Source organism: Flavobacterium sp. (genome assembly GCF_046155325.1).
In the GTDB taxonomy this organism is placed as follows: domain Bacteria; phylum Bacteroidota; class Bacteroidia; order Flavobacteriales; family Flavobacteriaceae; genus Flavobacterium.
The window spans coordinates 14,954-28,014 of the sequence record NZ_JBJXDQ010000162.1 but is presented as its reverse complement, the minus strand read 5'-3'; the positions used below and the strand labels follow the sequence as shown (position 1 = coordinate 28,014).

At 36.7% G+C, this 13,061-nt stretch carries 6 protein-coding genes; 1 reads left to right on the top strand and 5 read right to left on the bottom strand.

From position 1 onward, the window contains the following. On the bottom strand, nt 1-2,944 hold a 2,944-nt coding region (locus ACKVOD_RS11250; protein ID WP_409209562.1), incomplete at its 3' end, for a beta strand repeat-containing protein. A 443-nt stretch (nt 2,945-3,387) separates the two neighbouring features. On the opposite strand from ACKVOD_RS11250, the gene ACKVOD_RS11245 reads away from it, so the two are divergent. Next, nucleotides 3,388-3,510, top strand: a complete 123-nt coding sequence (locus tag ACKVOD_RS11245) for a hypothetical protein (RefSeq protein WP_409209561.1) — start codon at nt 3,388-3,390, stop codon at nt 3,508-3,510. 53 nt (nt 3,511-3,563) lie between these two features. Here ACKVOD_RS11245 and ACKVOD_RS11240 read toward each other — a convergent pair whose 3' ends face one another. The 4 genes from ACKVOD_RS11240 to rplL all read right to left on the bottom strand — a co-directional run bounded on the left by ACKVOD_RS11240 (nt 3,564) and on the right by rplL (nt 13,045). Then, nucleotides 3,564-3,869, bottom strand: coding sequence for a DUF3467 domain-containing protein (locus ACKVOD_RS11240; RefSeq protein ID WP_409209560.1), 306 nt, complete (start codon nt 3,867-3,869; stop codon nt 3,564-3,566). Between the two features lie 99 nt (nt 3,870-3,968). Further along, nucleotides 3,969-8,282 (bottom strand): DNA-directed RNA polymerase subunit beta', encoded by a 4,314-nt coding sequence (gene rpoC / locus ACKVOD_RS11235; protein ID WP_409209559.1) that lies wholly within the window; start codon nt 8,280-8,282, stop codon nt 3,969-3,971. 322 nt (nt 8,283-8,604) lie between these two features. Then, nucleotides 8,605-12,417, bottom strand: coding sequence for a DNA-directed RNA polymerase subunit beta (gene rpoB / locus ACKVOD_RS11230; protein ID WP_409209558.1), 3,813 nt, complete (start codon nt 12,415-12,417; stop codon nt 8,605-8,607). Nucleotides 12,418-12,673: 256 nt separating this feature from the next. Continuing rightward, the gene (gene rplL / locus ACKVOD_RS11225; protein ID WP_409209557.1) at nt 12,674-13,045 is read right to left on the bottom strand and encodes a 50S ribosomal protein L7/L12; all 372 of its coding nucleotides are present in this window, start codon (nt 13,043-13,045) and stop codon (nt 12,674-12,676) included. Nucleotides 13,046-13,061: the final 16 nt, after the last annotated feature.

Below are 13,061 nucleotides of genomic sequence, written 5' to 3'. Positions count from 1 at the left end.
CTCCAGTAACCGTTAATGCTTTGGCAGTAATATTTCTTGCTGTTAAGCTTGGTTGGGTTAATGTATAATTTGCAGAATTAGTTCCACTTATAGTTGATGTTGAGGTAATAGCAATGCTTGTTCCAACAGTTGTTTGTGAAAAAGTTCCTGATTGGGTTAAAGTAACTACATCTGAACCAACAATACCGACTAAGGTACCAGCAGTTATAGTTGCTGTATTGGTTCCATCATATTCTTTATTGGCTGTTGTTGCTCCCGAAACCGTTAATGCTTTGGTAGTAATATTTCTTGCCGTTAAGCTTGGTTGGGTTAATGTATAATTTGCAGAATTAGTTCCACTTATAGTTGATGTTGAGGTAATAGCAATGCTTGTTCCAACTCCTGTTTGTCCAAAAGTTCCTGATTGGGTTAAAGTAACTACATCTGAACCAACAATACCCACTAAAGTACCACCCGTTACAGTCGCCGTATTGGTACCATCGTACACTTTATTGGCTGTTGTAGATCCCGTAACCGTTAATGCTTTGGCTGCGATAGTAAATGCTGTTGCACTTGAACTGGCAGCTGCATAATTTCCATTAGCAGTTACTGAGGCTGTTGCTGTATAGGTTCCGGCATTTGTAGGTAGTGTTGAACTTGCTGTATAAATGGTACTTCCTGTACCAACATAACTCCAAGTTACTGTTCCTGAACCAGAATTACCCGTAACTGCAGTAGGCCCTTGAGCCGATCCTGAATACGTATAACTTCCAACTGTTACCACTATTGTAGGAGTGGCTGCCGTAATATTTGCTGTTAAACCTGTAGGTTGGGTTATACTATAATTGGCCGTTGCTGTACCACTGATGCTAAATCCTGATGCAGTAATGGTTTTTGCAGTTCCAATAGCGGAATCAGCAAAAGTATAAGCTGCTGTTCCTCCCAAGGTCACATTAGCTGTATCGCCCGAAATCACACCACTTAATGCTGCCGTACCTGTTACTGTAGCAGAAGTAGTACCATTATACACTTTATTACTTCCTGTAAGACCAGTAATAGTTAATGCTTTAGCATTTACCGTATAAGTTAAAGTAGTAGAACCAGTTCCACTGCCATTAATTGCAGATATTGTGATGGAGTACGTTCCAGCAGCTGTCGTTGCAGCTACTGTGATAACACCTGTAGCAGTATCAACTGACATCCCTGTTGGCAATCCAATAGCGCCATAGCTAGTTGGGGTATTAGAACCTGTAATAGTATAACTTGAAGCCGTTCCATAAGTTGAACTCGCTGTTGTCGCACTGCTAATCACAGGTGCAGGTGTTGGCACCACCTCTCCAGTACTCAATTGAACTGCTCCTGGTGCGTATCCTGTAAAACTAAATTTAGCCAATTGTGCTGATGTTAAACCACTACTAGTAGTTCCCACTACAATCTTACCTGCGGTACCTGAAGAACCACCAGTACCCGTCCAACTACTAACGGTTAATACTGTACCCGCCCAAGTCACCGCGTTGCTTGCTGAGAAAGTCATCGTATGCGCTGATCCTCCTAGAGCAAAAGTAGAATTAGCACTTAATGCTAAAGTACCCATAGTATCTGAAGAACCTGTTGAGGTACCTGTTTTAAAGGTACCACCATTCAAAATCAAATTAGAAGTGTCGGCAAAAACATTAGTTGCCCCAAGAGTGGTAATACCTGCCGAAATAGTGGTTGCGCCTGTATAGGTATTGGTACCCGAGAAAGTAACATTTCCTGGCCCATCATCCGTGACACCGCCCGTACCTATAGTAATAGCCCCCGTTACATTTATATTACCTATACCTCCTAAAGATAAACTGATATTCGTTGCTGTTATGGCACCCATGCTAAGTGTAGAACCTGCGTCGGCATTTATTCTTGCGGTTGATCCTAATGTTATCGTACCTCCCCAAGTGTTGGTTAAATTACCTGTTCCAACGCTTCTCAAAGCACCATCGGTAGAAACACCCGTACCGTTAAGGGTTAATGCTTCTGCACCAACCGTAATTCCACCTTGTACTTGAAGAGCAGCTCCCGAAGTTACTGTTACCCCTCCAGCAGTAGTTCCTGTTGCTGTTGCGTTTTGAATATTTAAAACACCCGCTGAAACAGTCGTTAGTCCGGTAAAGGTATTGGCACCGGAAAGGACTAAGGTTCCCGTTCCTGATTTTGTTAGACCACCACCACTTATAACCCCTGCTGTTTGACCATCATTAACACCACCTCCTGTAGTAACTGTTGATGAACCATCATTTATTGTAATAGTACCATTTGTCCCTGCTGTAGCTGTAGCTGAAGCTCCTCCAACAGCAGATAAATTGGAATTAAAACTTATACCTGTAGGACCAGTGATAGTTATATTACCCGCATTACCCCCATTATTAGTATTTGTAGATCTTGTTTGAGCACCACCATTAGTTGTAATTGCAGAAGCTATATTTACATTTGATACTGCTGTAAGTACAATATTAGTTGCTGGGTATCCTGTAGAATTTCCCGAATTTGAAGCTGGCGTCAAGTTAATAGCAGACGAAGCACTTACTGTAATACTCCCGCCAGCATTTATAGTAAATGTTCTTTGTGTAGTACTCGTTGAAGCAGCCGTTATAGGATTACTAAAAGTTACATTCCCAGTACCAGTACCCCCTACAAAAGCTGTGTTTATGGTAACATTGTTGGTTAACAATTCTGTTACCAATGCAGAAGCCTGAATGTTTGCAGTGCTGGCAGAAGGAGTAAAAACCCTATTCGGCGCAGTACCCGAAAACGCCCCCCCAGAAGTAGCACTAGTAGAAATCGTTAGGGTACTTTGCTGTCCAAATATATTTACACTTGCAAAAAATAAAAACACTAATAGCGCAAGTCTTTTAGTAACCTTTGGAGCAATAGTAAAGGATAAAAATAGTTTTACTGCCTTAGTTGAATTGTAAAAAATTGTTTTCATAATAACTTAATTTGAGGGCTAAATAAAAATCTAATCTAGTGTTGTATGTAATCATTATCCTTTCAATAAAGATAATGTAGGTTATATACTTATAATTATAAATTAATTTCAAAAACCAAAACTATTCCTTTTTTTTGTAACCACCAAGAAAAATAATCGATAAAGTGCAAAAAAAACGGATAAAGTGACATTTTTTTAAAATAAATAAATAAATACCTACAAAATATTAAAATAAAAATCCGATTAAAAACAGCATCTTATCCTAAAAATTAATTAAGGCGGCATAAAACCGTTTTTTTATCTTTTTAAAAATACTCCTAAAAACAGCAAACAAAATTTTTGCCTTTTCTGAAACCAAAATTTAACATTTCAGCCAAAAGTACAGCTTAAGTTATTTTGAAAAAAAAAAAAAAGATGAAGTGCTGTGAAACTCGTTTAAATGCATGAAAACGAATTGTATATACAAAAAAAAGGCTCCAAATGGAGCCTTTAAAATCTATGCTTGTCCCGCAGGACCAAAATTAAGCGGTATGGGAGGTTGTTCGGTATCTTTTATTTCTCCATGAGAAACTCCAAAAAAATTTATAAAAAAAACTCCATTTCTGGAGCTTTTAAAAAATTATGCTTGTCCCGCGGGACCAAAATTGAGCGGTATGGGAGGTTGTTCGCTGTCTTTTATTTCTCCGTGAGAAACTTCAAAACGGTGAATGTTTTCTCCTATTGCCTTTAATAACCTTTTTGCATGTTGTGGAGTCAAGACGATTCTTGATTTCACTTTTGCCTTAGGAATACCAGGCATCAGACACACAAAGTCTAATACAAATTCAGAAGAAGAATGATTGATTATTGCCAAATTAGAATAGATTCCTTCGGCAGTTTTCTCATCCAATTCAATGTCTATTTGTGCTTGTTGTTGCTCTTTCATATTATAAAAAATTTAAAAATTGAAAGATTTAATGATTTAAAAATTTGAATACTATCAAGATAATATTCAAATTTTTAAATCTTTCAATCTTTAAATAAGTTAGTATATATACTCTTCTTTATTAGCCATCATTTCGTGATAATCTTCGTTAGAACCTACAATAGTATGATCATATTCTCTCATACCCGTTCCTGCAGGAATTCTATGACCAACAATTACGTTTTCTTTCAATCCTTCTAAGTAATCAATTTTACCTGCTACTGCAGCTTCGTTCAATACTTTGGTAGTTTCCTGGAACGATGCCGCTGAGATGAACGATTTCGTTTGAAGCGAAGCTCTTGTAATACCTTGTAATACAGGAGTTGCGGTTGCTGTAATTACATCACGAGCCACAACAAGATTACTATCAGTACGTTTCAATAACGAATTTTCATCACGCAATTCACGAGGAGAAATAATCTGTCCTGGTTTTAATGCACTTGAATCACCAGCGTCTTCAACTACTTTCATTCCGTATAATTTATCATTTTCAACGATAAAATCTTTGGTATGAATTAGTTGTTCTTCTAGGAATAAAGTATCTCCTGGATCTTGAACTCTTACTTTACGCATCATTTGACGTATTACTACTTCAAAGTGCTTGTCGTTAATTTTCACCCCTTGCAAACGGTATACTTCTTGAATTTCGTTCACCAAGTACTGTTGAACAGCTGCTGGTCCTTGAATTCTCAAAATATCTTCCGGAGTAATTGCTCCATCAGATAATGGCACACCTGCTCTTACAAAGTCATTTTCTTGTACTAATATTTGTGAAGAAAGTTTAACTAAATATTTCTTAACCTCTCCAAATTTAGATTCGATAACAATTTCACGGTTTCCTCTTTTGATTTTTCCAAAAGAAACCACACCATCAATTTCAGAAACTACTGCTGGGTTCGAAGGGTTACGAGCTTCAAGCAACTCGGTAATTCTTGGTAAACCTCCGGTGATATCTCCAGATTTAGAAGAACGACGTGGTATTTTAACCAATACTTTACCTGCTTTAATTTTCTCCCCATTTTCAACCATCAAGTGGGCACCAACAGGTAAGTTATAAGAACGAATTAAATCTCCATCTTTACCGTAAACCAATAAAGTTGGAATTAATTTCTTAGCTCTAGATTCAGAGATTACTTTTTCTTGGAAACCAGTTTGCTCATCAATTTCGACCATGAACGATTGTCCTTGCTCTAAATCTTCGTAGGCAATTTTACCAGTAAACTCAGAAACAATTACACCATTATAAGGATCCCATTTACAGATAGTTGTGCCTTTAGTTACAACTTCTCCGTCTTTAACAAAAATGCTTGAACCATAAGGAATGTTGTTTGTACTTAATAAAATTCCTGTTTTACCATCAATTAATTTAAGTTCAGTAGATCGTGACACAACAATATCTACTGCATTGCCATCATTATCTTCTCCTTTAACAGTTTTTAAATCTTCTAATTCTAGTTTACCACCAAAACGAGTAACGATACTAGATTCCTCAGAAATCCCTCCTGCAACTCCACCAACGTGGAACGTACGTAGGGTTAACTGTGTTCCAGGTTCTCCAATGGATTGAGCGGCAATTACACCTACTGCTTCTCCTTTTTGGGTCATTTTGCCTGTTGCTAGGTTTCTACCGTAACATTTTGCGCAAATACCTTTTAATGCTTCACAAGTTAACGGAGAACGCACCTCTAATTTTTCAATTGGAGAAGCCTCAATTAATTTCATGTATGCTTCGGTGATTTGCTGTCCAGATTCAATGATAACTTCATTTGTCAAAGGATTAATAACATCTTGCAATGTTACACGACCTAAAATTCTTTCACCTAAAGTTTCCACAATTTCTTCGTTCTTTTTCAATGCAGAAACTTCAACACCTCTTAAAGTACCGCAATCTACAGTGTTCACAATTACGTCTTGAGAAACATCATGTAATCTTCTTGTTAAGTAACCGGCATCAGCCGTTTTCAAAGCTGTATCCGCAAGACCTTTACGAGCACCGTGAGTAGAAATGAAATACTCAAGAATAGAAAGACCTTCTTTAAAGTTAGAAAGAATCGGGTTTTCAATAATTTCTCCACCACCAGCTGTCGATTTTTTAGGCTTAGCCATCAAACCACGCATACCCGTTAACTGACGAATTTGTTCTTTAGATCCACGCGCTCCAGAATCAAGCATCATATACACCGAGTTGAACCCTTGTTGGTCTTCTCTAATGTTTTTCATTGCTGTCTCTGTAAGCTGTGCATTTGTTGAAGTCCATACATCAATAACTTGGTTGTAACGTTCGTTATTAGTAATAAGACCCATATTATAATTTGCAGAAATCGCTTCAACTTGCTCTCTAGCATCTGCAATTAATTTTGGTTTTTCATCTGGAATTCTAATATCTCCCAATGAGAATGATAATCCCCCTTTGAAGGCAAATTTGTATCCCATATCTTTCATATTATCCAAGAAGGCAGCCGTTGTAGGCACATTGGTAACGCTTAAAACGTGTCCGATAATATCTCTCAAGTTTTTCTTAGTCAATACATCATTGATATATCCTGCAGCTTCTGGAACTACTTCGTTAAATAAAACTCTACCAGCTGTTGTTTGAATAATTTTGTAAACTAATTCTCCAGCTTCGTTATAATCTTTGGCACGAATTTTCACTCGAGCATTCAATTCTAAACGACCTTCGTTTAAGGCAATATTAGTTTCTTCAGCAGAATAAAAAGTTAAACCTTCTCCTAAAATTTTCATTTCTGGAGTAGATAAACGCTCTTTGGTCATATAATATAGACCCAAAACCATGTCTTGAGAAGGTACAGTAATCGGAGCACCATTTGCAGGATTCAAAATATTGTGAGAAGCCAACATTAACAATTGTGCTTCTAAAATAGCTTCTGGTCCAAGTGGCAAGTGAACTGCCATTTGATCCCCATCAAAATCCGCATTAAATGCAGTACACACTAAAGGGTGCAATTGGATTGCTTTTCCTTCAATTAATTTTGGTTGGAAAGCTTGAATACCCAATCTGTGCAAAGTAGGAGCACGATTCAGTAATATTGGGTGACCTTTGATAACATTTTCAAGGATATCCCAAACTACAGGCTCTTTTTTGTCTATAATTTTTTTGGCTGATTTAACCGTTTTTACAATTCCTCTTTCTATCAATTTACGGATAACAAAAGGTTTGTATAATTCAGATGCCATATCTTTAGGGATACCACATTCGAACAATTTCAATTCAGGACCAACAACAATTACCGAACGAGCAGAATAATCCACACGTTTTCCAAGTAAATTTTGACGGAAACGACCTTGTTTTCCTTTAAGGGAATCCGAAAGTGATTTCAATGGTCTATTGGATTCTGTTTTTACAGCAGATGCTTTACGTGTATTATCGAAAAGTGAATCTACTGATTCTTGCAACATACGTTTCTCGTTTCTCAAGATAACTTCTGGAGCTTTAATCTCCATTAATCTTTTCAAACGGTTATTACGTATAATTACACGACGGTATAAATCATTTAAATCTGAAGTGGCAAAACGACCACCATCAAGTGGCACAAGAGGACGTAATTCTGGTGGAATAACTGGTACCACTTTCATAATCATCCATTCTGGACGATTCTCACGGTTCAAGTTAGACTCACGGAACGATTCAACAACTTGCAATCTTTTTAAAGCTTCTGTTTTACGTTGTTTAGACGTTTCGTTGTTCGCAGAGTGACGCAATTCATAAGAAAGTGCATCTAGATCGATACGAGCCAATAAATCCATAATACATTCTGCTCCCATTTTGGCAACAAATTTATTTGGATCAAAATCATCTAAATATTGGTTATCTGCTGGAAGTGTGTCCAAAATATTCAAATACTCTTCTTCTGTCAAAAAGTCTAATCTTTGTACTGGCTCTCCTTCTGGAGTTTGAGCAATACCAGCTTGGATAACTACATATCTTTCATAATAGATAATCATATCTAATTTCTTAGACGGAAGTCCTAATATGTAACCAATTTTATTTGGAAGAGAACGGAAATACCAGATGTGGGCAATTGGCACTACAAGGTTGATGTGTCCTACTCTGTCTCTACGTACTTTTTTCTCCGTGACTTCAACCCCACAACGATCACAAATAATTCCTTTGTAGCGAATTCTTTTATATTTACCACAAGCACATTCGAAATCTTTTACTGGTCCAAAAATTCTTTCGCAGAAAAGACCATCACGTTCTGGTTTGTGTGTTCTATAATTGATAGTTTCTGGTTTCAAAACTTCACCTCTTGATTCTTTCAAGATGGATTCAGGGGAAGCTAGTCCTATCGAAATTTTGTTGAATCTCTTTACAGGATTCTTATCTTTGTTGTTATTATTTCTAGTATTCATCATAGTTTTTACTATTGATTTAATTGCAATTAAAAATTGATTCTTGTTTAAGTCGAAAGTTTGAAAGTCGAAGGTCGAAAGGCAATCGATACTTTAAGACTTTAAGACATTTTAACTTGTGACTATAACACTCCTCGGATTACTTCTCTAAACTTCAACTCAAATTTTGAAGTGCTATTTATAAAACCAATTCAGTTTTAATAAAAAATCGGAACGGGTTACGGGTCTAAATCCTAAAACTAATTTTAAAAAAGTGTTCAGTATTCAGTTTTTTAGTTTGCAGTTCTGGACTGAATACTAAAAACTGAACACTGAAAACTAAATATTATTCTTCTAAACGAATGTCCAAACCAAGACCTTTCAATTCATGCATTAATACATTAAATGATTCAGGTAATCCTGGTTCTGGCATTGCTTCCCCTTTAACGATTGCTTCGTAAGTTTTGGCTCTACCAATAACATCATCAGATTTAACGGTCAATATTTCACGAAGTGTGCTTGATGCTCCATACGCTTCAAGTGCCCAAACTTCCATCTCTCCAAAACGCTGACCTCCAAATTGAGCTTTACCTCCCAATGGTTGTTGCGTAATTAATGAGTATGGTCCTATTGAACGTGCGTGCATTTTATCATCAACCATGTGACCCAATTTCAACATATAGATTACTCCAACTGTTGCTGCTTGGTGGAAGCGTTCTCCGGTTCCTCCATCGTAAAGGTACGTATGTCCAAAACGTGGAATTCCAGCTTCGTCAGTCAATTCATTGATTTGATCTAGAGATGCACCATCAAAAATTGGAGTAGCAAATTTTCTACCCAAATTCTGTCCTGCCCAACCTAAAACCGTTTCGTAAATTTGACCAATGTTCATACGTGAAGGTACTCCAAGTGGATTCAACACAATATCAACTGGTGTTCCGTCTTCAAGGAAAGGCATATCTTCATGACGAACGATACGAGCAACAATACCTTTGTTACCGTGACGTCCTGCCATTTTATCACCAACTTTCAGTTTACGTTTTTTGGCAACATATACTTTAGCTAATTTCAAGATTCCAGCTGGCAATTCATCTCCAACAGTAATCGTGAATTTCTCTCTACGCAATGCTCCTTGTAAATCGTTCAACTTAATTTTATAGTTATGAATTAAATCATTCACCATTGAATTAGTAGAATCGTCAGCAACCCATTGCCCTTTACTTAAGTGAGCAAAATCTTCAACAGCATAAAGCATTTTTTGGGTGTATTTTTTACCTTTTGGCAATACTTCTTCACCCAAATCATTCATTACACCTTGAGATGTTTTGCCATTAACGATTAGGAACAGTTTCTCAATTAATTTGTCTTTCAATTCAACAAATTTAGTTTCAAATTCCAATTCCAAAGCGCCTAAAGCATCTTTATCCTGGGTACGTTTGCGTTTATCTTTTACTGCTCTCGCAAACAATTTTTTATCTAAAACAACACCATGTAATGATGGAGACGCTTTTAATGAAGCATCTTTTACATCTCCTGCTTTATCTCCGAAGATTGCACGAAGCAATTTCTCTTCTGGAGTAGGATCTGATTCTCCTTTTGGTGTAATTTTTCCGATAAGAATGTCGCCAGGTTTAACCTCGGCACCAATTCTGATCATTCCATTTTCATCTAAATCTTTAGTAGCTTCTTCAGAAACGTTTGGAATATCATTCGTTAGTTCTTCATTACCTAATTTAGTATCTCTAACTTCTAATGAATAATCATCTACGTGTATAGAGGTAAAAATGTCATCACGAACCACTTTTTCAGAAATAACAATCGCATCCTCAAAGTTGTATCCTTTCCATGGCATAAAAGCCACTTTTAGGTTTCTCCCTAAAGCTAATTCACCATTTTGGGTAGCATATCCTTCAGACAATACTTGACCTGTAATAACTCTGTCCCCTTTTCTTACGATAGGTTTCAAGTTGATACTCGTACTTTGATTGGTTTTTCTAAATTTAATTAGATTGTATGTTTTCTCATCTTCTTCAAAACTTACCATTCTTTCTTCTTCAGAACGATCGTATTTGATGGTGATAATGTTTGCGTCTACATATTCTACAATTCCAGGACCTTCGGCATTTATCAATACTCTAGAATCTGAAGCAACTTGACGCTCTAGACCTGTTCCAACAATTGGAGCTTCAGGACGTAACAATGGTACAGCCTGACGCATCATGTTAGATCCCATCAAAGCTCTATTCGCATCATCATGTTCCAAGAAAGGAATCAATGAAGCTGAAATAGAAGCAATTTGGTTTGGAGCAACGTCAGCATAATCCACTTTTGATGGATCAATTACAGGGAAATCACCTTCTTGACGTGCAATTACGTTATCCGCAAGAATTTTTCCAGAAGCATCCATTTCAATATTGGCCTGAGAAATCATCATTCCTTCTTCCTCTTCTGCGCTTAAGTAAATAGGAGTAGAAACTAAATCTACCACTCCTTTAGTAACTTTACGGTAAGGGGTTTCGATGAAACCCATTCCGTTTACTTTAGCATAAACCCCTAGAGAAGATATCAAACCAATGTTTGGTCCCTCAGGAGTTTCTATTGGACATAAACGTCCGTAGTGCGTATAGTGAACGTCACGAACTTCAAATCCAGCTCTCTCTCTCGAAAGTCCACCTGGTCCTAGTGCAGATAATCTTCTTTTGTGCGTAATCTCGGCTAATGGATTCGTTTGATCCATAAACTGAGACAACTGGTTGGTACCAAAGAAAGAGTTGATTACTGATGATAATGTTTTAGCATTAATCAAATCAATAGGTGTAAACACCTCGTTATCTCTAACGTTCATTCTCTCACGAATGGTTCTAGCCATACGAGCTAAACCAACACCAAATTGTTGAGATAATTGTTCTCCAACTGTTCTAACACGACGGTTTGACAAGTGATCGATATCATCAATATCAGCTTTCGCATTAATTAATTCGATCAAATATTTTACTATGGTAATGATGTCTTCTTTGGTAAGCACTTGCTTTTCCATTGGAGTATCAAGACCCAGTTTTTTGTTTATTCTATAACGACCTACTTCACCTAAGTTGTACCGTTGGTCAGAGAAAAACAATTTATCTATAATACCACGAGCAGTTTCTTCATCAGGCGGTTCTGCGTTACGCAATTGTCTGTAGATGTGCTCAACGGCTTCTTTTTCAGAATTGGTTGGATCTTTTTGTAATGTGTTGTGGATGATAGAATAATCAACTGCATTATTATCTTCCTTGTGCAACAAAATAGATTTAACATTAGAATCGATGATTTCTTCCACATTATCTTTGTCGATAACGGTATCTCTATCAAGAATTATTTCGTTACGTTCGATAGAAACAACTTCGCCGGTATCTTCATCCACGAAATCTTCATGCCAAGTGTTCAGAACACGGGCAGCTAGTTTTCTACCAATATATTTTTTAAGCCCTGTTTTTGAAACTTTAATTTCCTCAGCAAGGTCAAAAATTTCAAGAATGTCTTTATCACTTTGAAATCCTATTGCTCTAAAGAGAGTAGTTACAGGTAATTTTTTCTTTCTGTCGATATAAGCGTACATTACGCTATTGATATCGGTAGAGAATTCAATCCAAGATCCTTTAAAAGGAATTACCCTAGCAGAATACAATTTTGTACCATTGGCATGGAATGATTGTCCGAAGAAAACCCCTGGAGAACGGTGCAATTGAGACACAACAACACGCTCGGCGCCATTGATTACAAAAGTACCAGAAGGAGTCATGTAAGGTATTGTACCCAAATAAACATCTTGAACAATCGTTTCAAAATCTTCGTGTTCTGGATCTGTACAATATAATTTCAACCTTGCTTTTAAAGGAACACTGTACGTAAGCCCTCTTTCAATACATTCTTGAATTGTGTAACGTGGTGGGTCTACAAAATAATCTAAGAATTCCAATACAAAATTATTTCTTGTATCAGTGATTGGAAAGTTTTCCATGAAGGTATTGTATAAACCTTCGTCGCCTCTTTCGTCAGATTTCGTTTCCAATTGGAAGAAATCTTTAAACGATTTAACCTGAACATCCAGAAAATCTGGATATTGAGGTATGTTTTTAGTAGAGGCAAAATTTAATCTTTCAGTCTGATTTGTTATCATCTATGGACAAAATTTTGATTAAAAAAAAGTAATTTTTTGTGTAAAACACGGTGTAATCTATACTTTCTTTTTACAATCAACACCTCTTAAAAATGAACCAAGTTCGCTCATTTCGTTCTTCGTATTGATTACAAGTTTATTTCGTATTATACGCTCTATAAGATAAAATTTAGAGTGCAAATTTATTATACGAAAATGGTTTAGGTCTCTGAAAGTGTATTTCAAGACCTAAACCTATTTTATAAAGCGAGAAGAATTATTTTAATTCAACTACAGCTCCAGCTTCTTCTAAAGATTTTTTAAGACCTTCAGCCTCATCTTTAGAAACGCCTTCTTTAACATTTGAAGGTGCACTATCGACTACATCTTTAGCTTCTTTAAGACCTAAACCTGTAAGTTCTTTAACCATTTTTACAACAGCTAATTTAGAAGGACCAGCTTCTTTTAATACTACTGTAAATTCTGTCTGAACTTCTTCAGCTGCAGCGTCTCCCCCACCACCTGAAACAACTACTGCTGCAGCTGCTGGTTCGATACCATACTCGTCTTTTAATATTGTTGCTAATTCGTTAACTTCTTTTACAGTTAAGCCAACTAATTGTTCTGCGAATTGTTTCAAATCTGCCATTTTTTCTATCGTTTTA